Here is a 24,950-nt window from a genome sequence, read left to right as displayed (position 1 = left end):
CGCCACCGTGCTCTGCCGTCCCCGCGCCTCGCGACCGATCGATACGTCCGCAATCTACGCCAGCGGCCCGGACGGACGGGACGCGGTTCCGCCCCGTGGACGGCTGGACGGCACGGGCGGGGCCGGGGCGTACGGGACCGGACGGGCGCCGAGCGTCGTAACCGGGACCGCGCTGTGATTCGCGCCGCGGTTCGCGCTGTGATCCACGCTGCGGTTCGCGCCGTGTTCGACGTTCTGTGACGTCTTATACCATCGAAGATTGTCACTGGGGCGGCCACCGGCATACGGTCAGTGGTCAACCCGACCGGTGCCCGACAATCACTGGTCGCCTCCCCATCCGATCGACTCCTGCCAGGAGCCCAGACCGTGCCCTTTGCCGGAATCTCCCGACGACGCGTCGTGCAACTCTTGGCACTGCTCGCGTTGCTGGTGTTCTACACCGCCCAACTCGCCGGTGCCCTGCGTCCGCACGTGACCCTCTTCGTGATCGCCTCGGCCGCCGGCATCGCCCTCGACCTGTATCTGGCACATCGGCAGCCCGGACTGCTGTCACTGTTGGGCAAGGTCCGTTTCGACGTGGTGACCCGCCAACTGCTGCGGGACATGCTGATCGTCGTCGGCCTGGTGCGCCTCCCCGAGGTCGAGCCGGTCGAGGAGATGGGCGTGGTGCCGCTGCTGCTGGGCTGCTACGCCGCCCACTTCGCGTGCCAGGCGGCGGCAGTGCTCATCCGTCGCAGCCGCACCCTGCCGATCATCACCCGCAACATCGACACCTCGGGTCTAAGCCTGTCCGCCGCACCGCCCCGGCTGTTGCTGCGCCAGCCGAGCCGGCGCCTGCTGCGCTTCATGCTGCCGTCCACCGCCGGGCTGCTGCTGACCGCGGCGACCTCGGACCGCACCTGGGCGATCGTGGGCCTGGCGGTGACCCTGCTGCTGTCCCTGGGCAGCGCCGCCTGGCTGGGGACCTGGCTGCTGCCCAGGAAGCGGCTGGCCAACGAGCGGCGGGCGCTGGAGTGGCTGGACCGCTGGCTGACGGACTACCGGCCGACGGTCGGCATGTACTTCTCCGGCGGCACCACCTCGGCGTACCAGGCCAACATGTGGCTCTCCACACTGGAGCGGCTGGACGGACAGCCGATCATCGTGCTGCGGGAACGCTTCATGGTGCAGAAGATCGAGGCGACCGACGTGCCCATCGTCTGCATCCCCAAGGTCGCGCACCTGATGCACCTGGAGCACTCCACGCTCAAGACGCTGCTGCACCCGGCGAACTCCGGCAAGACCTCCCAGGTCCTGCGGATCCCCTCGATCAAGCACGCCTTCATCAACCACGGCGAGAGCGACAAGCTCTCCAGCTGCAACCCCTACGCCAAGGCGTACGACGAGGTGTGGGTGGCCGGACCGGCGGCGCGGGAGCGCTACCAGCTGGCGGACATCGGGGTGGAGGACAAGGACGTGGTGGAGGTCGGCCGTCCGCAGCTGGCGCCGATCCAGCCGTACGCCGGTCCACCGGCCCCGGACGGGTACACCACCGTGCTCTACGCGCCGACCTGGGAGGGCTGGACCAACGACCCGGGGAACACCTCGGTGATACTGGCCGGCGAGAACATCGTGCGCCAACTGCTGGCCGACCCCAAGGTGCGGCTGCTGTACAAGCCGCACCCGATGACCGGTTCGGTGGACCCCCGCGCCGGTGCCGCCAACCAGCGCATCCAGGAGCTGATCACCCAGGCCAACACCGAGCGCGGCGGCTCCCGTCCGGGCGCCGAGGCACAGGCCGAACTGATCCGCCGTACCGCCGAGTTGGACCGTCTGACCAGCACCGACTTCCGGGCCAGCGCGGACGAGGCGGAGAAGATGCTGCACCAGGGCCGTCCCGAGGAGGGACGGGCGGCGGCCGTCGAGGAGGCGACCTCGGCCTGGGAACACGCGTACTGGGCGTCCTTCCCGGAGTGGGAGCACCAGATCATCACCAGCGCCCGGCCGGGCATCTACGCCTGCTTCAACCAGGCGGACCTGCTGATCAGCGACGTCTCCAGCGTGGTGTCCGACTACCTCAGCAGCGAGAAGCCGTACGCGGTGGCCAACACCAGCGGGCTGAGCGAGGCGGACTTCAGGGCCGGGTTCCCCACTGTGCGGGCGGCCACCATCCTGAGCCCCTCGGCCGGCGAGGTGCCCACCCTGCTGGAGTCGGTACGTGACCCGGCGAAGGACACCCTGGCCGGGGAGCGGGCCACGTTGAAGGTGCACCTGCTGGGCCCCTCCGACCCGCCGTCACTGGCCCGGTTCAACCAGGCGGTGCTGAACCTCAACGCGCAGGCCGACGCCCGCCGGGCCCGCACCGAGGCGCGGGAGTCGGAGGTCTTCAGCCCCCAGGACCTGGAGTTGGACGCCGAGGAGGCGGGCGCCCGCGAGGCCGCCCTGGACGAGAGCGCCGAGGTGGAGCCCCCAGGCGGCAACGCCGACACCGTGACCGCCTGACGCGGCGCGGAGGACCGGAGAGTACGGGTGGGGCCCGGACGGTGAGACCGTCCGGGCCCCACCCGTACGTCAGGTCACGGTCCGGGGAACACCAGCCCACGGTGGTGCTCCCGGGCCCGTCGAGGCGCCGCCCCCTCCTCGGGGTCGACCACCGGTACGGCGACCAACAGGGCCTTGGTGTAGGGGTCCTGGGGGACTCGTACGCGCGCGAGGACGCCCCTCGGCTCCCCGGGCGTGACACCGGCGTCGACGTCCGGGAGGCGGCACGAAGGTCTCGAAGGAACGCCCAGGAAGGGCCCCGGCCCCACGGGACCCGGGCCCGTACGGCTCAGGAGAAGGGGTTGAAGTCCCGGTACTCCCGGGAAACCTCGTCCCGTTGGGCCTCCCGCTCCCGGCGCCGTTGCACCGCCGGACGCAGCGCCTCCATACGGTGGTCCTCCCCGCGCCGGCCCAGCATCTCGGCCCCCGCCGCGACCGTGGGCTCCCAGTCGAAGACCACCGCGTTGTCCTCGGGGCCGATGGCCACACCGTCACCGGCACGCGCCCCGGACTTCATCAACTGCTCCTCCACACCGAGCCGGTTGAGCCGGTCGGCCAGGTAGCCGACGGCCTCGTCGTTGTTGAAGTCGGTCTGGCGCACCCACAGTTCGGGCTTGTCGCCACGCACCCGGAAGAAGCCGTCCTCCTCGCGGGTGACCGTGAACCCGGTCTCGTCCACCGCCTTGGGGCGGATCACCACCCGGGTCGCCTCCTGCTGGGGCCGCTCGGCCCGGGCCCGGCCCACGATGGCGGCCAGCGCGTACGACAGTTCCTTCAGGCCCAGCCTCGACACCGCCGAGACCTCGAACACCTGGTACCCCCGCGCCTCCAGGTCCGGGCGGATGATGTCGGCCAGGTCCTTGCCGTCGGGGATGTCGACCTTGTTCAGCACCACCACACGGGGCCGGTCCTCCAGGCCGCCGTACTGAGCCAGTTCGGCCTCGATCACGTCCAGGTCGCTCACCGGGTCGCGGTCCGACTCCAGGGTGGCGCAGTCCAGTACGTGCACCAGCACCGAGCAGCGCTCCACGTGGCGCAGGAACTCCAGCCCCAGGCCGCGCCCGTCACTGGCACCGGGGATCAGCCCCGGAACGTCGGCCATGGTGTAGACGGTCGAACCGGCCGTCACCACACCGAGGTTGGGCACCAGCGTGGTGAAGGGATAGTCGGCGATCTTGGGTTTCGCGGCCGACAGCACCGAGATCAACGAGGACTTACCCGCGCTCGGGTACCCCACCAGGGCCACGTCGGCGACCGTCTTCAGCTCCAGCACCACGTCCCGCGCCTCGCCGGGTTCCCCCAGCAGGGCGAAGCCCGGGGCCTTGCGCCGGGGAGAGGCCAGGGCCGCGTTGCCCAGCCCCCCGCGTCCGCCCCGGGCGGCGACGAAGGTGGTGCCCTCACCCACCAGGTCGGCCAGCACCTCGCCAGCCGAGTCCAGGACCACGGTGCCGTCCGGTACCAGCAGCACCAGGTCCTTGCCATGGGCGCCGGCCCGGTGGTCGCCCTCGCCGGGGCGACCGTTGCTGGCCTTGCGGTGGGGGCTGTGGTGGTACTCCAGCAACGTGGTCACCGACTGGTCCACGACCAGCACCACGTCACCGCCCCGACCGCCGTTGCCTCCGTCCGGCCCGCCCAGGGGGCGGAACTTCTCCCGGAACACGGAGGCACAGCCGTGACCTCCGTTGCCCGCGGCCAGACGTAGCGCGACGCGGTCCACGAAGGTGGTCATCAGGGTGCCTCCCGGCTCGATCTGAGCGGCGGCCCACCTTCCGGGCCACCGGCTCGGTGGAAATGCGACGAGGGCGGACGCCTGTCCCGTGACGGGACAAAGGCGGTCCGCCCTCGGATGTGCTGGGTCGACCCGGTGCTTACTCGCCGGCCGGGACGATGTTGACGACCTTGCGGCCACGACGGGTACCGAACTGCACGGCACCGGCGTCCAGCGCGAACAGCGTGTCGTCGCTGCCACGGCCCACGCCCACACCGGGGTGGAAGTGGGTGCCACGCTGACGGACCAGGATCTCGCCGGCGTTGACGAGCTGGCCACCGAACCGCTTGACGCCCAGGTACTGCGCGTTGGAGTCGCGGCCGTTCCGAGTGGACGAAGCGCCCTTCTTGTGTGCCATTTTCTCCCAGTCCCTTACTTCTTCGCCGGAGCGTCGATTCCGGTGATCTTCAGCGCGGTGTGCAGCTGACGGTGACCGATCCGCTTGCGGTAACCCGTCTTGTTCTTGTACTTCACGATGTCGATCTTGGTGCCCTTGTGGTGGTCCACCACTTCGGCATGAACCTTCACACCGGCCAGAACCCAGGGGTCACTGGTGACCGCTTCACCGTCGACGAGCAACAAGGTGGAGAGCTCCACGCTGTCGCCCACCTTGCTGGTGGCAATCCGGTCAACCTCAATGACGTCGCCCACAGACACCTTCTGCTGGCGTCCGCCGGTGCGCACGATCGCGTACACGCGGAACTCTCTCTCATCTCGATGCGAAGCTCCTGATGCCAGCCGCCCGGCGCGGGGAAACCCCACGACTGTCCGGCGAAGGATCGAGCGGCCTCTTCCGACGGGGCGGAAGGGAGTTGCTCAGGAGCGGGCGTACCTCAACTGACACGCCAGCGGCCAAGGTTACGGGGACCGTCAGCGCTGGTCAAACCGACCGGTTCGGCCTCGACGAGGAGGTGACCCCGGCCCGTGAAAGGGGCGGGGTCACCTCCTGTTCGTCCTCAGTCCTCGGCGGTCGCGGCGTCGGCCGGTACCGCGTCGACGGAGCCCGCCGGCGCGTCCTCCGACGCCCCCTCGGTGGGGGCCGGCTTCTCGGCCGAGGCCTTCTTGGCGGTGGTCTTCTTCGCCGCCGTCTTCTTGGCCGCGGCCTTCTTGGTGGCCGTCTTCTTCGCGGTGGCCTTCGCCGGCTTCTCAGCCTTCGCGGCCTTCGCGGACCCCTCGGCCTGCTCCGGCTTCTCGTCCTTGGCTTCCGCCGTCTCCGGCTTCTCCGCGGCGGCCTTCCTGACCCGCTTGCGGGTCGTCTTCTTGGCCGGCGCCTCCTCGGCCTCGGCCGGCTGGGCGTCCTCCGTCCCCGTACCATCGGAGCTGGGCAGCACCACGGTGGCCGCCGCCTGGTCGGTGCCCTCGGGAGAACCGGCCGGAGCCGACACCCCCCGGCTGGCCCGACGACGGGAGCGGGCCGGCGCGGGAGCCGAGGCGACCGGCTCGGGCTCAGGCTCGGCCACCGGCTCCACAGGCGCCGAAGCCTCCGACGCCACCACCGTCACCGCACCCTCACCCGAATCCACCGGAGAACCAGCCGGAGCCGACACCTTCCGACTCACCCGACGACGGGAGCGGGCCGGCGCGGGAGCCGAGGCGACCGGCTCGGGCTCAGGCTCGACCACCGGCTCCACAGGCGCCGAAGCCTCCGACGCCACCACCGTCACCGCACCCTCACCCGAATCCACCGGAGAACCAGCCGGAGCCGACACCTTCCGACTCACCCGACGACGCGAACGTCCCCGCCCGGGTCGTACCGTGGCCTCCGCCTCGGCGACCGAGCTGAACAGCTCGTCGTCGGGCTCGAACTCCACGGGCTGGCCGGTGGAGGCCGCCGGCTGGGCGGGCTCGGGCTCGGCCGCCCGCTCCACCTCGGCCGGGGTCTCCTCCGGCTCGTCGGACCTGGGGCTGTCGGGAGTCTGCTCGGCCTGCTCCTGCTGGCCGTTGCGCTGCGAGCCCTTGCCCTTCTTCTTGCCGCGCTTGCCGCCGCCGTTGCCGCTCTGGTTGCCGTTGGCGCTGGGCTGCTCCATGTGCACCAGCACCCCGCGACCGTTGCAGTGCACGCACTGCTCGGAGAACGACTCCAGGAGGCCCTGGCCGACCCGCTTGCGGGTCATCTGCACCAGACCCAGCGAGGTCACCTCGGCCACCTGGTGCTTGGTCCGGTCCCGGCCCAGGCACTCCAACAACCGGCGCAGCACCAGGTCGCGGTTGGACTCCAGCACCATGTCGATGAAGTCGATCACGATGATGCCGCCCAGGTCCCGCAGCCGGAGCTGGCGGACGATCTCCTCGGCCGCCTCCAGGTTGTTGCGGGTGACGGTCTCCTCCAGGTTTCCGCCCTGCCCGGTGAACTTGCCGGTGTTGACGTCGACCACCACCATCGCCTCGGTGCGGTCGATCACCAGCGAACCGCCGCTGGGCAGCCAGACCTTGCGGTCCAGGGCCTTCAGCAACTGCTCGTCGATGCGGTACGTGGCGAACACGTCCACGTCCGAGGTCCACTTCTGGAGCCGGTCCACCAGGTCGGGGGCGACGTGCTGGACGTAGCCGTGGATGGTCTCCCAGGCCTTGTCGCCGCTGACGATGACCTTGGAGAAGTCCTCGTTGAAGATGTCCCGCACGACCCGGACGGTCATGTCCGGCTCCCCGTAGAGCAGGGTGGGGGCGTTGCCGCTCTTGGACTTCTTCTTGATCTCCTCCCACTGCGCCTGGAGCCGCTGCACGTCGCGGGCCAGTTCGTCCTCGCTGGCACCCTCGGCGGCGGTACGCACGATCACCCCGGCGTTCTCCGGGACGACCTGCTTGAGGATCTGCTTCAACCGGGCGCGCTCGGTGTCCGGCAGCTTACGGCTGATCCCGGTCATCGAGCCCTCGGGGACGTAGACCAGGTACCGGCCGGGCAGGGAGACCTGGCTGGTGAGGCGGGCGCCCTTGTGGCCGATGGGGTCCTTGGTGACCTGGACCAGCACCGACTGCCCGGACTTCAGCGCGCTCTCGATGCGCCGGGGCCCGTTGGACATGCCCAGCGCCTCGAAGTTGACCTCGCCCGCGTACAGGACGGCGTTGCGGCCCTTGCCGATGTCGACGAACGCCGCCTCCATGGACGGCAGCACGTTCTGCACCTTGCCCAGGTAGACGTTGCCGACGTACGAGGTGGACTGCTCCTTGTTGACGAAGTGCTCGACCAGCACGTCGTCCTCAAGGATGCCGATCTGGGTGCGGTCGCCGTTCTGGCGCACCACCATCTCCCGCTTGACGGCCTCACGGCGCGCCAGGAACTCGGCCTCGGTGATGATCGGCACCCGTCGGCGGCCCTGCTCGCGCCCCTCACGCCGGCGCTGCTTCTTCGCCTCCAACCGGGTCGAGCCCTTGATCGACTGCACCTCGTCCGAGGGCTCGGACTCCTTGCGCTTGCGCGGCTCGCGAACCTTGACGACCGTACGCTCGGGGTCGTCCGAACCCGGCTCCAGGTTCTGCTCCCCGGAGTCGCCCCCGCGCCGACGGCGGCGCCGGCGACGGCGAGAGCTGCTGGAGGAGCCTCCCGAGGAACCGCCCTTCTCGGACGCCTCCTGGTCCTCGTCGTCCTCCTCGTCGTCCTTGGCCGCGGCCCGGTCGTCGTCCGACTCGGCCTTCTTCCGGGACTTCCCGGAGCCTTCGGAGTGCTCCGAGTCCTCCGGGCCGTCCTGGTCGTCCGAGGCCTCGGCGTCCTCGCCCCGGCGACGGCGCCGGCCACCCCGGCGACGGCGACGCGCGGGCCGCTCGCCCGACTCGTCGTCGTCCTCGCCGTCGGAGTCGTCGCCCTGGTCGGACTGGTCGTCCGCCTCGTGGTGCCGCTGCTCCTCGTCCGTACCCGAGGCGCCGCCCTTCTGGTCGGCGTCCCCGCCACGGCGGCGACGACGCCGGCGACGCGCGGGCCCCCGGTCGTCCGGGGTCTCCTCGGCCTGGTCCTGGAACTGGTCCTCGGCCTCGTCGGTGGAGTCGTCCTCCTCGCGCTCCGCCTCGACGGCGACCGCCGCCGTCTGCGGGGTCTGGAACATCGGCTCGGTGAACACCGGGGCCTGGAAGGTGGTGGCGGTCGGAAGCCGCTTGGGGCGCTGTCCCCCGGCCGGCTGGGCGTCGGCGGTGGGGGCGGCGAACCGTGGCTCGCGGCGGGACGCCAGCCGCACCCGGCTGGCGCTGGCCTCCTCGGTGGGAGGCTCACCGTTCTGCGCTGCGTTGCCGTCGGCGTTCCGGTCGGTGTTGCCGTCAGCCTTCTCGTCGGCCTTCTCGTCGGCCTTCTCGTCGGCCTCCGGGGTGGGCTCCGGCTCCTTGGCCCGGGCCCGGACCGAGCGCCTGCCGCGCTGCTCCCTGGCCGGCTTCTCCTCGGACGGCTGGGCCTCGGCCCGCTCCTCCGTCTGGGGCTGCTCCGGCTCGACGGCCTTGGCCCGGGTGCGACGGCGGGCGCGGGTGGTCTTGCGGGGCTCCGCGTCCTCGGTGGTCTCGGCGGTCCGGGCTCGCTCGGCCTGGCGGGCCTCCGGTGCGGGTGCCGGTTCCTGGCTCGCGGTCGGGTCCGTCTCAGCGGTCCCGCTGGGGGAACCGGTCGGTGCCGACACCCGCCGTGTGGCCCGGCGGCGGGTACGCCCGGCCGGGGCGCCCTCGCCCGAGGAGACCGACGACTCCCCCACCTCGACCGGGGAGGAGGACCGTGGGGACTCCTTTCTGACCGCCGGCTCCACCACGGCGGCGTCCTGCTCGGGGGTCCCGCTGGGCGGGCCGGCGGGCCGGGAGGCGGCGCGGCGCCGGCGGCGGGGGGGAAGGGTGTCGCTGGGGCTGGAACCCGAGGCGTCGTGCGCCGGTGCCTCGGTCCGACTCTCCTGCTTGCTGTTGTCCTCCGCTGCCGCGGATTCGTTCACTTCCTGCATTCGGGCTGGTTCTCCCGTCACGCTCCCGGGCGCCGCGCCGATGTCCGGTCGTGGCTCGCGCGACGGCGCGGTCCACACTCCGGGGCGCGGGCGCCGCACGGGAGCTGTCGAATGTCGCTCGCCGGTTCCGTGCCACCCTGGCCGGCTACGGCGAAAGTCTGCTGGTCGGTACGCCGGCCTGGCTTCCGAACCCGGGTGGCTTCCGGGAACTTCGGCGGCGGCGCTTCAACGGCGGTCCGTCAGGCCGTGACCTACCCGGGACCATCCCCCAAAACCACCGGGGTTCACCCGCTCACCGCCGCCGCGGACGGTTGCCCGGCAGCCATGGGTGAGGCGCTCTGGGCAGCATCGCGGTCGTGCGCGAACGGGTCGGTCACCGTGGCGGCCGTACGGTCTAGCGGCCCCTGCGCCAGCCTGGTCGCCGCTGCGGGGACCGGCGGCGCCAGGTCGGCCGTGGCTCGTAGGCCGGACAGGACGTCGTCGGGTCGTACGGCAGGTGTCAGGTGCCGTACCACCAGGCGCAGTATCGCACAGGCGCGCTGGCTTGATTCGGTCGCCCGCGTGAAGGCGGCGCTTTCCAGACTCCCGGACGGGAGCGGAGCGACCGCCTCCTCCGGGGGCACCACCCGCAGGGAGACCACGGCGGCGCGCGCGTCGAAGCTGCGGAGACCCTTCTTGGTCTGGCGGCTGACCTCCACCGTTTCGGCGGCCAGGAAGCGCTCCACCGCGCTGGCGGCCTCCTCGGGGGTGACCCCGTCGAGCCGCAGTTCCCAGGCGGAGGCCTCCAGTCGGTCGGCGAAGTCGGACCCGTGGGCCTCGACCGCGTCGACGATGTCCAGGCCCGTCGGAAGGGACTCGTCCAGCAGCGCGCGCAGCACCTCGGGGTCACGTCGTTCGGCGAGGGCGATCTCCAGGTACTCGGCCTCGCTCCCGGTACCGGTGGGCGCGGCGTTGGCGTAGGAGACCTTGGGATGTGGCGTGAACCCCGCCGAGTACGCCATCGGCACCCCGGCTCTGCGCAACGCCCTCTCGAAGGCGCGCTGGAAGTCACGGTGGCTGGTGAATCGGAGGCGGCCACGCTTGGTGTAGCGAAGGCGTACACGCTGCACCGCGGGTGCGGGAGCCGGGCCTTCGGGCTGTCGCTTGCCCAGTGGTTCTTCTCCTCGAAACGGGGTGGGAGGCTCTCGGCCGTCCCGCCCACCGGCGATGGAAGGGGGCGGAAGCCCCTGGCGCGTCAGTACGTCGCTCGGGGTGATCCTGCAGCCCAGGGTACGCGCACCCCGCCGGGTCCCGGGGAAGCGTGCCGTCGTCCGCCAGCCGCGCTTCCCCGGCGGCCCCTCACCTCGGAGGACGGCCACCCTTACGGTCGGGGGCGCCGTGGGCACCGGGAGAACCGAACACCGCGCGTCCCACCTCGGCCCTGGTCCGGCGCAGCGAGGCCCGCGCCTCCCACAGTGCCTGACGTACCGGAGCCATCACCGCCCGGGTGGCCGCGCCGGCGGAGGCGAAGCCGGCGGCGACCGCCCGACCCACGGCACGGGCACCACGCGCGGCCGGACGCCACAGCAGGTCCCGGACGAGGTGGCCGAGCGGGGTGGCCACATGGCGGTAGACCCACCGGGCGGGGAGGACGAACAGTCCACGCGCCAGCCAGCCGAGGAACCGGTACACCGCTCGGGACACCAGTCCGGCCACCCGCCAGGCGTGACCGAGGGCGTCGAGCAGTTCCCGGCCGAGTACCCGCAGGCCCCGGCCCAGGGGGCACAGCACCCCACGCCACAACGCCACGAACGGCCAACACACCACCCACCACACACCCCGCACCACCGGCACCACACCCCGACCCACCCCACACAACACGCCAAACACACCCCGACCCAACGGCACACACACCCCCCACACCACCCAACCCACCGGCACCACCACAACCCAACGCCACAACCACACCAACCCCCGCCCCAGGGCGACCAGGGGCAGCACCAGCAGGGTGCTCCAGGCCCAGCCGAGGGCCCGTCGTACCGGGCGCCACAGGGCGCGGTCCAGTGCGTGGCCGGCGACCCGGAGCGCGTCCCAGAGCAGTCGCACCGGTACCACCAGCAGCAACACCACCACCCGTACCGGGACCCGGATGGCGACGGCGAGCGCGCCCTCGGCCGGGGTGGGCTGTTCGGCGTGCGAAGGGTCGAGATCCTCGCCGTGTGGCCTGGCCGGGGAGGCCGCCGCGTGACGAGGTGAGTAACCGTTCATACCGACAGGGACCGTCGGGGTCGGGAATTGGTTCAGCCTGTTTCGATCCAGTAGCGCAACTTCTCCTGGCGCTGGTCCTCGAAGACGCCGCCGCAGGCCTCGATGACCTTGCGGGAGGGCACGTTGTCCTCGTCGCAGGTGACCAGCACCCGGCCGAGGCCCAGTTCGCGGGCGCGGACCAGGCTGGCCCGCAGCATCCCGGTGGCGTGCCCCCGCTGGCGGGAGGTCGGCCGCACCATGTAGCCGATGTGCCCGCCGTAGTGCAGGAGTTCCTCGTCCAGCCGGTGTCGGATCGTCAGCCGTCCGAGGAAGGTGGCGCCCTCCGCCCACCACAGGGTGGTGAACGGTACCGGGGCGTCCGCCTCGGCGGGCTGGGACTGCTGCCGTACCCAGTTCAGGTAGCGCGCGAAGCCCTCACGGGAACCCAGCAGGGCGCCCCAGTGGCGGATCTCGGCGGCGAAGGCCGAACGGGTCTGTCGCAGAAGCCCCTCGGCTCTCAGTTCCTCGACCGCCTCCAGGAAGGAACCGCGCAACTCCTCGCTGGGGGTGATGAGTTCGGGCATGACTCCAGTCCTCGGGATCAACCGCCGCACCAGCGCGCCGCCCCCGCCGGACCACCCCGGTCGGGGCCCGCGCGCCGCCGCGGTACGACTCCCCCCGTACCGCCCGATTATGCGCCGGGGGCAACGCGCGAGCCCCCCGACCCCGCGAGGGGCGGGGGGCTCGAACACAGCGGATAGCCTCTACTTGTTGACCACGCTCAAGGGCAGGAGCTTCTTCCCGGTCGGACCGATCTGGATCTCGGTGTCCATCTGAGGACACACCCCGCAGTCGAACGGCGTCGAACGGCAATGAAGGTACGGCTGGAAGCGGAGTGCCGCTACTTGTTGACCACCGACAGCGGAAGCAGCTTCTTCCCCGTCGGACCGATCTGGATCTCGGTGTCCATCTGAGGACACACCCCGCAGTCGAAGCAGGGGTCCCAGCGGCAGTCGGGCACCTCCACCTCCTCCAGCGCGTCCTGCCAGTCCTCCCAGAGCCAGTCCTTGTCGAGGCCGGAGTCCAGGTGGTCCCAGGGGAGGACCTCCTCGTAGCCGCGCTCCCGGGTGGTGTACCAGTCGACGTCCACGCCGTACTGCGGCAGCGCCTTCTCGGCGGCGGCCATCCACAGGTCGTAGCTGAAGTACTCCCGCCAGCCGTCGAACCGACCGCCCTGCTCGTAGACCTCACGGATCACCGCGCCGACCCGGCGGTCTCCCCGGGACAGCAGTCCCTCGACGATGCCGGGCTTGCCGTCGTGGTAGCGGAAGCCGATGGAACGCCCGTGCTTCTTGTCGCCACGGATCTTGTCCCGCAGCTTGGCGAGTCGGGCGTCGGTGTCCTCCGGGCTCAGTTGGGGCGCCCACTGGAAGGGGGTGTGCGGCTTGGGCACGAACCCGCCGATGGAGACCGTGCAGCGGATGTCGTTGGAGCGGGAGACCTCCCGCCCCTTGGCGATCACGTTGATCGCCATGTCCGCGATCTGCAGCACGTCCTCGTCGGTCTCGGTGGGCAGCCCGCACATGAAGTACAGCTTCACCTGGCGCCAGCCGTTGCCGTAGGCGGTGGCCACGGTGCGGATCAGGTCCTCCTCCGAGACCATCTTGTTGATGACCTTGCGGATGCGTTCGCTGCCGCCCTCCGGGGCGAAGGTCAGCCCGGAACGGCGACCGTTGCGGGTCAGCTCGTTGGCCAGGTCGATGTTGAAGGCATCGACCCGGGTGGACGGCAGGGAGAGTCCGATCTTGTCCTCCTCGTACCGGTCGGCCAACCCCTTGGCGACGTCACCGATCTCGGAGTGGTCGGCGGAGGACAGCGACAGCAGGCCGACCTCCTCGAAGCCGGTGTTCTTCAGGCCCTTGTCGACCATCTCGCCGATGCCGGTGATGCTCCGCTCCCGCACCGGCCGGGTGATCATGCCGGCCTGGCAGAACCGGCAACCACGGGTGCAGCCACGGAAGATCTCCACCGACATCCGCTCGTGCACCGTCTCCGCCAACGGCACCAACGGCTGCTTGGGGTAGGGCCACTCGTCGAGGTCCATCACGGTGTGCTTGGACACCCGCCAGGGCACCCCGGAACGGTTGGGCACCACACGGGAGATGCGGCCGTCGGGCAGGTACTCCACGTCGTAGAAACGGGGTACGTAGACCGAGCCGGTCCGCGCCAGGCGGAACAGCAGCTCCTCACGTCCTCCGGGACGGCCCTCCCCCTTCCAGGCCCGGATGATCTCGCTGATCTCCAGCACCGCCTGTTCGCCGTCACCGATGACCGCGCAGTCGATGTAGTCGGCGATGGGCTCGGGGTTGAACGCCGCGTGGCCGCCGGCGAGCACCACCGGGTGGTCCTCGGTACGGTCCCGAGCCTCCAGCGGAATCCCGGAAAGGTCCAGCGCGGTGAGCAGGTTGGTGTATCCCAGCTCGGTGGCGAAGGAGACGCCCAGCACGTCGAAGGCGCCCACCGGCCGGTGCGCGTCCACCGTGAACTGCGGCACCTGATGCTCGCGCATCAGCTTCTCCAGGTCCGGCCAGACGCTGTAGGTGCGCTCCGCGAGGACCCCCTCGCGTTCGTTGAGCACCTCGTAGAGGATCATCACGCCCTGGTTGGGGAGCCCCACCTCGTAGGCGTCCGGGTACATCAGGGCCCAGCGGACGTCGGTGGCGTCCCAGTCCTTGACGGTGCTGTTCAACTCACCACCGACGTACTGGATCGGCTTCTGGACGTGCGGGAGGAGGGCTTCCAGGCGAGGGAAGACCGACTCGATGGGCATGGGTGAAGTCCTCTGGGAAGCGGATGCGCTGGCGCCTGTGGGACAGGAGTGACCATCCAGCGTAACGCCACCCACGAGGCGCCTCAGCGGGAAGCGCCCTCCACCTCCAGCGGGGTGGTACGCCACAGCCCGGGCAACTCCGCCTCCCTCCCCTCGGCCACCAGGCGCTCCCGCTCCCACAACAGCCCGTAGGTGAAGGTGTGTTCACCCGCCTCCCCCGCGATCTGGGCGATCTCCCGCAGGGCGGCCCTGGCCATCACGCTGTCCTGGTGGTCGCCCAGCAGCTCCTGGAGCCGGGCCATCCGGGCGGCGAACCGCTTGGCCGCTCCGCCCAGCGCGGGACGCGCCGACTCCGCCGCGTACCGCGCCCTCTTGGCGGCCTTCCTCGCCTCGTGGAGGGCGAGGTCCCGCCCCTCCCCGGGCTCGGCGGCCAGCGCCTCACCGACCCGGACCGCCAGCCGCTCCCCCTCGGCCGCCACCGCCTCGGCCATCACCTGACGTCCGGGACGCCCGGCGTCCGGCTCGTTCAACGGCGGCTCGTCCAGCAGGTGGTCCAGCCCGTCCAGCAGCCGCAGGTAGCGCTCGCCCCCCAGGACGCCCGACAGCCGCTGACGTGAACCACCGCGCCGGTCCTGGGAGTAGCGCGCCAGCCGTCGGGGCACCGGTCCCCACACCAGCGGCGCGGGCACCTCCTCCAGCCGCTCGGCGAGCCGCTGGTGCAGCACCTCCGCGTCCCGGTCCACCCCCAACTCGGCGGCCAGCCACCGCAGTTCGGCGCCCAACGGGTCGGTCACCGACCGGCGCAGCACCCCACGGTGCGTCCGCAGACAGCTGCGCAGCCGTCGGGTGGCCACCCTCATCCGGTGCACCGCGTCCGGCAGGTCCCGTCGGGCGTCCGGGTCCAGAGCGACCAGGGCACGGACCTGGGCGCGGGCGTACCACAGCACGTGGCGCGCCGCCGGGTCCTCGGGCGCCGGCCGGACGGGCTCCGGTGGGCGCGGCAGCGCCGTACCGGTCTCCTCCAGGGCCCGGGCCAGCTTGCTGCTCCCCGCACTACGGGAGACGCCCGCCCGGTTCAGGCGCTCCTCCACGGCGTCCAGCAGCGAGAGGTCACCGGCACCCAACTCGACCTCGATCTCGGTCCACTCGGTGGCCCGTGACCCGTCGGGGCGGCTGGCCAGTACCCGGTCGACGGCCACCTCGGCCAGCCTCTGCCCCCGGGCGTCCAGCAGTTCCCGCACGGTGCGGGTGGAGCGCAGCCGCATCAGGGGCAGGGGTCGCCGGTCCCGGACGCGGGAACGGGCAAGGGCCAGCAGGGTGTCGGGGATCTCCTCGGACAGCGGCTCGGCGATCTCGTCCCGTGCCGTCTCACCTCCGGCGTCGGCCACCGGGAGTTTCAGGTGCCAGCCGGCGTCGCCCCCTCCGGTGCGGCGGCGCAGGGTGATGCCGTCCCGGGCGAGCCGTTGGTCGGGGGTGTCGTAGTAGGTGGCGTCCAGTTCCACGGTGCCGCGCTTGGCGACCCGGTCGACGCCGGGCACCAGGAGGTCGGGCAGGGGCCCGTCGCCCGCCTCGTACTTCCGCTCGATCTCCCGCACCACATCCGTCATGTCGGGAACGTACTGGTGGTGCGGTCCGGCCGCAACGGTGTTCGTCGGCCATGCTCGGAGGGGTTTCCGGCCTCGTCGGTGACCGGTGCGCGTGGCACCGGCCCCGACGGCGCGCGACGGAACGCTAGGCGGACATCGGTCTCTGCACCCGGATCGACTGGAGCAGTCCGATGGCGATCCAGGAGGCGAACATCGAGGTGCCGCCGTAGGAGACGAAGGGCAGGGGAAGGCCGGCGACCGGCATGATGCCCAAGGTCATGCCGATGTTCTCGAAGGACTGGAAGGCGAACCAGGCGATCACACCGGCGGCCACCACGGTCCCGTACAGGTCGCCGGTGTCCCTGGCGATGGCGCACGCCCGCCACAGGCACACGCCCAGCAGCACCAGGATCAGCGCGCCACCGACGAAGCCCAACTCCTCACCGGCCACGGTGAAGACGAAGTCGGTCTGCTGCTCGGGGACGAACTGCCCGGTGGTCTGGGTGCCCTCAAACAGACCCTTGCCGGTGAGCCCGCCCGAACCGATGGCGATACGCGCCTGGTTGGTGTTGTAGCCGACGCCCGAGGGGTCCAGGGCGGGGTTGGCGAAGGCGGCGAAGCGGGCGATCTGGTAGTCGTCCAGCAGGCCCAGCTGCCAGACGGCCAGGGAACCGGCCACGCCGGCGCCGACCAGGCCGATGACCCAGCGGTTGGACGCGCCGGAGGCCAGCAGCACCCCGAGCACGATCACCACCAGGACCATCACCGATCCCAGGTCGGGCATCAGCATGATCACCGCGATGGGCACCGCGGCCAGCCCCAACGCCTGGACCACCGTGCGGTGGTCGGGGAACTCCCGGTCGCCGGCGTCCACCCGGGCGGCCAACAGCATCGCCATTCCGAGGATGACCGTGATCTTGATGAACTCGGCCGGCTGGAGGGAGAAGCCCCCGCCCAACTGGATCCAGGCGCGCTGCCCGTTGATGGTCGCACCCAGGGGCGTGAGCACCAGCAGGGCCAGCAACACCGACAGTCCGTACAGCAGGGGCACCGCTCCCCGCAGCCTGCGGTGCCCCAACCAGATGGTGCCGCCCATGAGGGCGAGGCCCACCACCAGGCTGAGCAGGTGCCGCATCAGGAAGTAGTACGGGTCGCCCTGGTTCAGCTCGGTGCGGTTACGGGTGGCGGACCAGACGAGCAGGGCACCGACGAAGGCGAGGGCGATCGGGGCCAGTACCAGTATCCAGTCGAGCCTGCGCACCACCGAGTCCCTGGCGGTCAGCTTGCGCCAGGCCGACTGGTCCGCCCCCTTGGGGCCGAAGGTGTAGGAGTGGGTGCTCACTCGTCGCCGCCTCTGCGCGCCGCTGCGTCGTTGTTCTTGCGCTTCTTGGCGCCCTTGAAGGGGTCGCCGTCGTGCTGGGCGCGGATCTCGCCGTCCTTCGCGATCTTGGGGAGTTTCGCCTCGGGCTTGGGCAGCAGCGCCTTCTTGCTGTCGATGCCGCCCTTCTTGTCCACCCCGTACAGCGCGTCGTAGATCTTGCGCACCGCCGGCCCGGAGGCCCCCGATCCCGTACCACCCTGGGAGATGGTCATCACGATCGAGTACTCCTTGGTGTACGTGGCGAACCAGGAGGTGGTCTGCTTCCCGGCGACCTCGGCCGTACCGGTCTTGGCGTGCATCGGGATCTTCTTCTGCGGCCAGCCCGCGTCACCGAACCGCCAGGCGGCCGTACCCCGGGTGGCCACACCCTCCAGCGCCCCGTCGATCTGCTGGACCGTGTTCTTCTTCAGGGGCAGCTTGCCGTGGGACTGCGGCTTGAGGTTCTTGACCTTCTTGCCGTCCGAGCTGACGATCGCCTTCCCTATGGCCGGGTCGTAGAGCGTCCCGCCGTTGCTGATCGCGCTGTAGATGGTGGCCATCTGGATCGGGGTGACCAGGGTGTCGCCCTGCCCGATGGAGTAGTTGATGCTGTCACCGGCACGCATCTTCATGCCGGAGACGCAGTTCTCCTTGGCGATCTTGGCGGCGTAGCTGTCGTCGTTCTTGCCCTGCTTGCACCAGACGTCCTTGTTGGCCTTCCAGTAGTCCTTCTTCCACTGGCGGTCCGGCACCCGGCCGCTGACCTCGTTCGGCAGGTCGACCCCGGTCTCCTTGCCGAGGCCGAACTGGTGCGCCGTCTTGTAGAACCAGTCCTTGGTCTTCTTCTTCGGCTTGTTGCCGCCGTCCTTCTTCCACTCCTTGTACGCCAGGTCGTAGAAGACGGTGTCGCAGGAGACCTCCAGCGCCCGACCCAGGTTGATGGAGCCGTGGTCCTCGGACTCGAAGTTCTTGAAGACCTGGCCCCCGACGTTGTACGAGGAGGAGCACTGGTAGTTGCCGTTGAAGTTGTAGCCGGCGTTGACGGCCGCGGTGGTCGGGATGACCTTGAAGATCGAACCGGGAGCCGCCTGGCCCTGGATCGCGCGGTTCAGCAGCGGGTAGTTGGAGGCCTTGCCGGTCAGCTTCTTGTAGTCGGCCGGTGAGATGCCGCCCACCCAGGCGTTGGGGTCGTACTCCGGGTTGGAGGCCATCGCCACCACCCGGCCGGTCTTGGCCTCCATCACCACGACCGCGCCGGCGTCCGCCTCGTAGTTGCGGCCGGTGTTGCGGTCGTGCTGCTTGCGGGCCTCGACCATCGCCTGGTGCAGCTGCTTCTCGGCCACCGCCTGCACCCGGGAGTCCACGCTGGTCACCAGGTGGGAACCCGGCTTCGCGCGGTCGCTCTTGGCCCGACCCATGACCCGGCCGAGGTTGTCGACCTCGTACCGGGTGACCCCGGCGTTTCCGCGCAGCTGGCTGTCGTAGGAACGCTCCAGACCGGAACGGCCCACCATGTCCGAGGGCAGGAACGGGGAGGAAGTGTCCTTGGCCTTCTCGATCTCCTCGTCGGTGACCGGAGACAGGTAGCCCAGCACCTGGGAGGTCTGCGCGCCGTACGGGGCGGGGTAGCGCCGCACGGCGGTGGGCTCGGCGGTGATGCCGGGGAACTCCTCGGCACGCTCCCGGATCTGGAGGGCCTGCTGGGTGGTGGCCTCGTCGGTGACCGGGATCGGCTGGTAGGGCGAGCCGTTCCAGCAGGGCTTGGGCGTCTTGGCGTCACACAGCCGGACCTTGGCCCGTACGTCCTCGGGCTTCATGTCCAGGACCTCGGCCAGGCGGTTCAGCACCGCCTTGCCGCTGTCCTTCATCTTCATCAGTTCGGTGCGGCTGGCGGACACCACCAGCCGGGTCTCGTTGTCCGCGATGGGCACGCCACGGGCGTCCAGCACCGAGCCTCGCACGGCCGGTTGGACCACCTGCTGCACGTGGTTGCCGGCGGCTTCCTTCTGGTACTCGTCGCCGTTGCGGATCTGGAGGTACCAGAGCCGGCCGCCGAGGGTGAGCAGCAGAGAGAACACCAGGATCTGGATGGCCACCAGCCGGATGGTGACCCGGGCGGTGCTGCCGGTCTCCGGGATGTTCGTCACGCCAGTCCCCCAGTCGCCGGCCCCTGGCCGAGCGGTCGCCGGTTCCTCATAGCCGCTTGACCCCCTTGATCTTGCCGACCTTGTCCCTGCCCCGGCCCAGCAGGCCGCCCCGACTTCCCCCGACGCTCACCAGCTTGCCCTCGCCGGTGCTCCTGCCGAGCTTCATCCCGGTGCCCCCGCTGAGCCAGCCGTAGGCGTTGTCCCGGCTGCCCCCGGAAGCCTCGGTGCCCAGCGGATCCCGCTCGGTGCGCCGGGCCAGCGCCATGATCCAGGGAACCGTGAAGGGGGCGAGCAGCAGGTCGTAGAGGGTGGCCGACAACAGCAGGCCGCCCAGCCCCACCTGGCGTGCGGCGGTGTCCCCGACCAGGGCGCCCACCCCCGCGTACAGCAGGGTGGAGGAGATCGCCCCGGCGGCGACCACCAGCATGGGCACCGTCGCCGAACGCTGGCCCTGGTCGCGCTTGGTGAGCCCGGCCGCGTACCCCACCACGCACAGCACCAGGGCGTACCGCCCCACCGCGTGGTCGGCCGGCGGGGCCAGGTCGGCCAGGAGTCCGGCGCCGAACCCGGTCAGGGCGCCCGCCACGTGTCCGTAGACCAGCGCCAGGGCGAGCACGGTCAGCAGCAGCAGGTCCGGTGCGGCGCCCGGAAGTTGGAGCCGAGCCAGCACACTGACCTGCACCACGAGGGCGACCACCACCAGGGGGATGGTCAGCAGTGTCCGGTTAAGGGGCATCGGTGTCAGCTCCTGGGTTCCCCGAGGGAGTGGCCGTCACGGTGACCGTCGGGGTTGGCTTGGGCTTCTTCTTCTCGGGCTTGGGCGGCAACACCCCGTCCCGGGGGTCCCTCTTGGGCGGTACGACCACCACACCCACCACGTCCAGCTTGCTGAAGGTCGCGTAGGGGCGGACGTTGACCGTACGGGTCAGGGCTCCGGCCTGGCGTTCCACCTTGGTGACCTCGCCCACCGGTACGCCGGGCACGAAGGGGCGGTTGGCGCGGGACCCGAAGGTCACCAGCCGGTCGCCCTTCTTCACCTTGGCCTTGCCGTTGAGCAGTTGCAGGCTGAGCGCGTTGTCCCCGGCTCCGGTGGTGAACCCCAACTCGTCGGAGTTCTCCATCCGGGTGCCGACCGTGAAGTCCGGGTCGTTGGCCAGCAGCACCGTGGCGGTACGCGGGCCGACCGTGGTGACCCGGCCCACCAGGCCGTCACCGTTGAGCACGGTCATGTCCCGGGCGAGGCCGTCCTTGCGGCCGGCGTCGATGGTGATCGTCCAGGAGAAGCCCTGTGCCGCTCCGATCCCGACCACCTCGGCGCCCTTGATCTCGTAACCCCCCGCACCCGCGCTCTTCAGCAGCTTGTCCAACTGCCTGGCCCGCGAGCGGTTACGGTCCGAGGAACCGAGCTTCTGCCGAAGCTGGGAGTTCTCCTTCTCCAGTCTGGCGATGCGGTCGTGCCGCTTGCCGGAGTCCCGCACCGCGCCGATGGCGTTGCCCACCGGGTTGACCGCGTGGGCCACGGTGCTCTCCACCGGCCCGAAGACCGAGGCCGTGGTGCGCCTGGCACCGTCCAGTGGGGATTGCTCGCCCCCTCTGATGTCCACCGTGATCAGCGCGAACGCGATGACGATCAGCAGAACGAGCAACAGCCGGCTTTCCTTGGAGTCCCTCACGTGCGACGGCCGTGCCTTCCCTTGTCGGACCGTTTCTCTCTGTTGGTGGCGATCCCCCTGAGGGGACCGCCGGCGGCCTCCGTCACGGGGCCGTCCGCGTCGCTCACCGGAGGAACCGGGCAGCCGACACGGAGGGGATCACCTACGCGGCTGGGCGTCCAGCACCTGCTGCAGGGCCTCGAACTCCTCGACGCACTTGCCCGAGCCCAGGGCCACCGAGTCCAGCGGGTCCTCGGCGATGTGGATCGGCATTCCCGTCTCGTGCCGCAACCGCTCGTCCAGGCCGCGCAGCAGGGCGCCGCCGCCGGTGAGCACGATGCCCCGGTCCATGACGTCCCCGGACAGCTCGGGCGGGCACTTGTCGAGGGTCGTCTTGACCGCGTCCACAATGGAGTTGACCGGCTCCTCGATGGCCTTGCGCACCTCGGCGGCACTGATGACCACCGTCTTGGGCAGGCCGGTGACCAGGTCACGACCACGGATCTCGGTGTGCTCGTCCTTCTCCATGGTGTGCGCCGAGCCGATGGTGATCTTGATGCTCTCGGCGGAGCGCTCCCCCAGCAGGAGGCTGTACTCCTTCTTGATGTGCTGGATGATCGCGTTGTCCAACTCGTCCCCGGCGACCCGGATGGACTGCGCCGTGACGATGCCGCCCAGGGAGATCACCGCGACCTCGGTGGTGCCGCCGCCGATGTCCACCACCATGTTGCCGGTGGCCTCGTGGACCGGCAGGCCCGAGCCGATCGCCGCGGCCATCGGCTCCTCGATGATGTGCACCTGCCGGGCGCCGGCCTGGCTGGACGCCTCGATGACGGCGCGGCGCTCCACTCCGGTGATGCCGGACGGGACGCAGACGACCACCCGGGGGCGGGCCAGGTACCTGCGCTTGTGGACCTTGAGGATGAAGTAGCGGAGCATCCGCTCGGTGATCTCGAAGTCCGCGATCACGCCGTCCTTCAGGGGACGCACCGCCACGATGTTGCCGGGGGTCCGGCCGATCATCTTCTTCGCCTCGGCACCCACCGCGAGGATGCCCCCGGTGTTGGTGTTGATGGCGACGACGGACGGCTCGTTGAGGACGATCCCGCGACCTCTGACGTACACCAGCGTGTTGGCGGTCCCGAGGTCGACAGCCATATCGCGGCCGATGAACGACATGTTGTTCGCCATATGGATACGTCTGGCCTTCCAACTGGAGCGATGTGGTGGGAAAGGACGGCACGAGCTTTCGTCGGCGCCGGATCACGAACGTGAAGGTTCCATCGTAGACGCGATCTCGGAAGCGCGTAGCGAGGGCTCGTCCGTCATTTTCTGCGGAACGCCGACCGTCCCCACTAGTGGTGACGTCGTGTCCGAGTGACGCGTTCCCCCGAAAGACTGCCGCTATGCCCGGTATCCCTTAAGGATCTCCAGAACATCGCAGGTCATGACCGCGTCAGCCCTGACGGCGCATCAGAAAATTCTCATCGGAAGTGGGACATGGGCCCCACGGGACCTTTACCCGGAATTTCCGTGCGAACGTGGGTCTCAGACCAACCCGGGAAAGAAGATCTTCATCTCTCGTTCCGCGGACTCCTCGGAGTCCGAGGCGTGGATCAGGTTCTCCCGAACGATGGTGCCGAAGTCCCCGCGGATCGAGCCGGGAGCGGCGGCGATCGGGTCCGTGGGACCGGCCAGCGTACGCACTCCCTCGATCACCCGCTCACCCTCGACCACCATCACGATCGAGGGACCGGAGAGCATGAAATCCAACAGCGGCGGATAGAACGCCTTGCCGACGTGCTCCGCGTAGTGCTGCTCCAGGGTCGCCTTCTCCAGGGTCCGCAGCTCCAGAGCCGTGATACGCCAGTCGGCCTTGCTCTCCAGACGGCCGATGATCTCGCCGACGAGACCGCGCCGTACGGCGTCGGGCTTCAGCAGGACCAAGGTGCGCTGACTCATGGGTGCTCCTAGTAACGGGGAAATCGCGTGCACGAGGCTACACGGAACCGCGACACCTCTCTCACGCAGTGTCAGGCTCGGCCCCGGCACGTGCCTTGGCCTCGTCGATCCGCCGCCCGTAGTGCAGCGATGCCCACCACAGTCCCGCGAAGCAGGCGCCCAGGAAGAACATGGTGGGCACGATCAGACCGCTGGCCACCAACCCGACCTGGAGCGCCCACCCCAGGGGCACCGCCCCCGGACGGGAGAGCACCCCGCACAGCAGTACGCACAGGGCCATGGCCACACCGCTGACCGTCCAGATGGTGCCCGTGGACAGTTCGCTGGTCCGCATGGCCACCAGGCCGGCGAAGCCGATGACGAAGAACTCCCCGATCAGGGTGGAGGCGCACAGGGTCCGCATCTAGCGCCGCCCCCCGAGCAGCAGTCGCGCCTCGCCCACGGTGATCACCGACCCGGTGACCAGCACTCCCGCGCCCGCGTACTCGTCCTCCTCCTCGGCCAGGGTGATCGCGGCCTCCACCGCGTCGTCCAACCGGGGCTCGACGCGCACCCGTTCCTCCCCGAAGACCTCCACCGCGACCCCCGCCAGCTCGTCCACGTCCATGGCCCGGGTGGTGGAGTTACGGGTGACCACCAGCTCGGCGAGGATCGGCTCGAAGGCCTCCAGCAGCCCCCGTACGTCCTTGTCACCGCTGGGGCCCACCACCCCGACCAGCCGGCTGAAGCCGAACGCCTCGGTCACCGCCTCGGCGGTCGCCCGCGCCCCGGCGGGGTTGTGCGCGGCGTCCAGCAGCACCGGGGGGCTGGACCGCACCAGTTCCAGTCGGCCCGGCGAGGAGACCGAGGCGAAGGCGGTGCGGACCACGTCCACGTCCAGGGAACGCGAGGACTCCGCACCGACGCCGAAGAAGGCCTCGACCGCGGCCAGCGCCACCGCCGCGTTGTGCGCCATGTGGGCGCCGTGCATCGGCAGGAAGACGTTCTCGTACTCCCCGCCCAGACCGCGCAGCGTCAACAGCTGTCCGCCCACGGCCACCTCGCGGGAGGCCACCCCGAACTCCATGCCCTCGCGGGCCACCGTGGCGTCCACCTCGACCGCCCGCTTCAACACCACCGAGGCCGCCTCGACCGGCTGCTGGGCCAGCACGACGGTGGCGTCCTGCTTGACGATGCCGGACTTCTCCCGGGCGATGGCGCCGGGAGTGTCGCCCAGGCGCGCGGTGTGGTCCAGGTCGATGGGGGTCACCACGGCGACGCCGGCGTCGATCACGTTGGTGGCGTCCCAGGTGCCCCCCATGCCGACCTCGACCACGGCCACGTCCACCGGGGCGTCGGCGAAGGCGGCGTAGGCCATGCCGGTCAGCACCTCGAAGAAGGACAGCCGGTGCTCCTGGGAGGCGTCCACCATCTCCAGGTACGGCCTGATGTCTCGGTAGGTCTCCAGGAACCGCTCGACCGAGACGGGCGCCCCGTCCACGCTGACGCGCTCGGTGACGATCTCCACGTGCGGGCTGGTGTAGCGGCCGGTGCGCAGCTCGAAGGCCGACAGCAGCGCCTCGATCATCCGGGCCGTGCTGGTCTTGCCGTTGGTGCCGGTGATGTGGATCGACGGATACGCCCGCTGCGGGTCCCCCAGCACCTCCATCAGCGCCTGGATGCGCACCAGGGAGGGGTCCAGCTTGGTCTCCGGCCAGCGGCTCATCAGCTCGGCCTCGACCTGCCGCAGCTCGCGGTCCAGCTCGGGGTCGGTCGGCCGGCCGGGCAGCAGGTCGGAGGGCGGTGGACCGGCCTGGGCGCGGAGGGTTCGGCTCCCCGCCTCGATCACCGCCAGATCGGGGTCTCGGTCGGCCTCGGCGCCGACGATCTCCTCGAAGGAGTCCGGGTCTGGGACATCGGAGTGGGGGCTGTCGCTCACCCTGCCCAGTCTACGGAGTGCCACCGCACCCTCGGCCCCGGGTCCCGCCCGAAGCGGGCTCCCGGAGTCGTGGGGTACCG

At 70.5% G+C, this 24,950-nt stretch carries 18 protein-coding genes; 1 reads left to right on the top strand and 17 read right to left on the bottom strand.

Annotation, left to right across the window (positions count from 1 at the left end; genetic code table 11):
* Window positions 1–366: 366 nt before the first annotated feature.
* Complete coding sequence (locus ABZT14_RS04260; protein ID WP_356296641.1) at window positions 367–2,481, top strand: hypothetical protein; 2,115 nt, start codon at window positions 367–369, stop codon at window positions 2,479–2,481.
* Between the two features lie 328 nt (window positions 2,482–2,809).
* Here ABZT14_RS04260 and obgE read toward each other — a convergent pair whose 3' ends face one another.
* The 17 genes from obgE to ABZT14_RS04175 all read right to left on the bottom strand — a co-directional run bounded on the left by obgE (window position 2,810) and on the right by ABZT14_RS04175 (window position 24,870).
* Complete coding sequence (obgE, locus tag ABZT14_RS04255; protein ID WP_356296638.1) at window positions 2,810–4,249, bottom strand: GTPase ObgE; 1,440 nt, start codon at window positions 4,247–4,249, stop codon at window positions 2,810–2,812.
* Window positions 4,250–4,388: 139 nt separating this feature from the next.
* Window positions 4,389–4,646, bottom strand: coding sequence for a 50S ribosomal protein L27 (gene rpmA, locus ABZT14_RS04250; RefSeq protein ID WP_356296635.1), 258 nt, complete (start codon window positions 4,644–4,646; stop codon window positions 4,389–4,391).
* 14 nt (window positions 4,647–4,660) lie between these two features.
* The gene (rplU, locus tag ABZT14_RS04245; protein WP_356296632.1) at window positions 4,661–4,984 is read right to left on the bottom strand and encodes a 50S ribosomal protein L21; all 324 of its coding nucleotides are present in this window, start codon (window positions 4,982–4,984) and stop codon (window positions 4,661–4,663) included.
* Between the two features lie 260 nt (window positions 4,985–5,244).
* Window positions 5,245–9,189: an Rne/Rng family ribonuclease gene (locus tag ABZT14_RS04240; RefSeq protein WP_356296629.1), complete on the bottom strand. Its 3,945-nt coding sequence runs from the start codon at window positions 9,187–9,189 to the stop codon at window positions 5,245–5,247.
* A 284-nt stretch (window positions 9,190–9,473) separates the two neighbouring features.
* Window positions 9,474–10,298, bottom strand: a complete 825-nt coding sequence (locus ABZT14_RS04235) for a TIGR03936 family radical SAM-associated protein (RefSeq protein WP_356296626.1) — start codon at window positions 10,296–10,298, stop codon at window positions 9,474–9,476.
* A 229-nt stretch (window positions 10,299–10,527) separates the two neighbouring features.
* Window positions 10,528–11,436: a hypothetical protein gene (locus ABZT14_RS04230; RefSeq protein ID WP_356296623.1), complete on the bottom strand. Its 909-nt coding sequence runs from the start codon at window positions 11,434–11,436 to the stop codon at window positions 10,528–10,530.
* A 32-nt stretch (window positions 11,437–11,468) separates the two neighbouring features.
* A complete protein-coding gene (locus ABZT14_RS04225; RefSeq protein WP_356296621.1) occupies window positions 11,469–11,999 on the bottom strand; it encodes a GNAT family N-acetyltransferase in 531 nt (176 codons plus the stop codon).
* A 317-nt stretch (window positions 12,000–12,316) separates the two neighbouring features.
* A complete protein-coding gene (locus ABZT14_RS04220) occupies window positions 12,317–14,245 on the bottom strand; it encodes a TIGR03960 family B12-binding radical SAM protein (protein ID WP_356296618.1) in 1,929 nt (642 codons plus the stop codon).
* An 83-nt stretch (window positions 14,246–14,328) separates the two neighbouring features.
* Window positions 14,329–15,852 (bottom strand): CYTH and CHAD domain-containing protein, encoded by a 1,524-nt coding sequence (locus ABZT14_RS04215; RefSeq protein WP_356296615.1) that lies wholly within the window; start codon window positions 15,850–15,852, stop codon window positions 14,329–14,331.
* A 124-nt stretch (window positions 15,853–15,976) separates the two neighbouring features.
* Window positions 15,977–17,173 (bottom strand): rod shape-determining protein RodA, encoded by a 1,197-nt coding sequence (gene rodA / locus ABZT14_RS04210; protein WP_356296612.1) that lies wholly within the window; start codon window positions 17,171–17,173, stop codon window positions 15,977–15,979.
* Entirely contained in the window at window positions 17,170–19,338 is a 2,169-nt protein-coding gene (gene mrdA / locus ABZT14_RS04205) for a penicillin-binding protein 2 (RefSeq protein ID WP_356296610.1), read from the bottom strand. The genes rodA and mrdA overlap by 4 nt, the downstream gene beginning before the upstream one ends.
* A gap of 46 nt (window positions 19,339–19,384) precedes the next feature.
* The gene (mreD, locus tag ABZT14_RS04200) at window positions 19,385–20,074 is read right to left on the bottom strand and encodes a rod shape-determining protein MreD (RefSeq protein ID WP_356296607.1); all 690 of its coding nucleotides are present in this window, start codon (window positions 20,072–20,074) and stop codon (window positions 19,385–19,387) included.
* A complete protein-coding gene (gene mreC / locus ABZT14_RS04195) occupies window positions 20,064–21,011 on the bottom strand; it encodes a rod shape-determining protein MreC (RefSeq protein WP_356296605.1) in 948 nt (315 codons plus the stop codon). The genes mreD and mreC overlap by 11 nt, the downstream gene beginning before the upstream one ends.
* 138 nt (window positions 21,012–21,149) lie before the next feature.
* A complete protein-coding gene (locus ABZT14_RS04190; protein ID WP_356297066.1) occupies window positions 21,150–22,169 on the bottom strand; it encodes a rod shape-determining protein in 1,020 nt (339 codons plus the stop codon).
* Window positions 22,170–22,538: 369 nt separating this feature from the next.
* Window positions 22,539–22,952, bottom strand: coding sequence for a nucleoside-diphosphate kinase (gene ndk, locus ABZT14_RS04185; RefSeq protein ID WP_356296601.1), 414 nt, complete (start codon window positions 22,950–22,952; stop codon window positions 22,539–22,541).
* A 61-nt stretch (window positions 22,953–23,013) separates the two neighbouring features.
* Window positions 23,014–23,355: a DUF4233 domain-containing protein gene (locus tag ABZT14_RS04180; RefSeq protein WP_356296598.1), complete on the bottom strand. Its 342-nt coding sequence runs from the start codon at window positions 23,353–23,355 to the stop codon at window positions 23,014–23,016.
* A complete protein-coding gene (locus tag ABZT14_RS04175; protein WP_356296595.1) occupies window positions 23,356–24,870 on the bottom strand; it encodes a folylpolyglutamate synthase/dihydrofolate synthase family protein in 1,515 nt (504 codons plus the stop codon).
* Window positions 24,871–24,950: the final 80 nt, after the last annotated feature.

The organism is Streptomyces sp. NPDC005438, from assembly GCF_040606315.1.
Lineage (GTDB): Bacteria > Actinomycetota > Actinomycetes > Streptomycetales > Streptomycetaceae > Streptomyces.
Note: the sequence above shows the minus strand (reverse complement) of the source record. Positions and strands in the feature narration are given on the sequence as shown.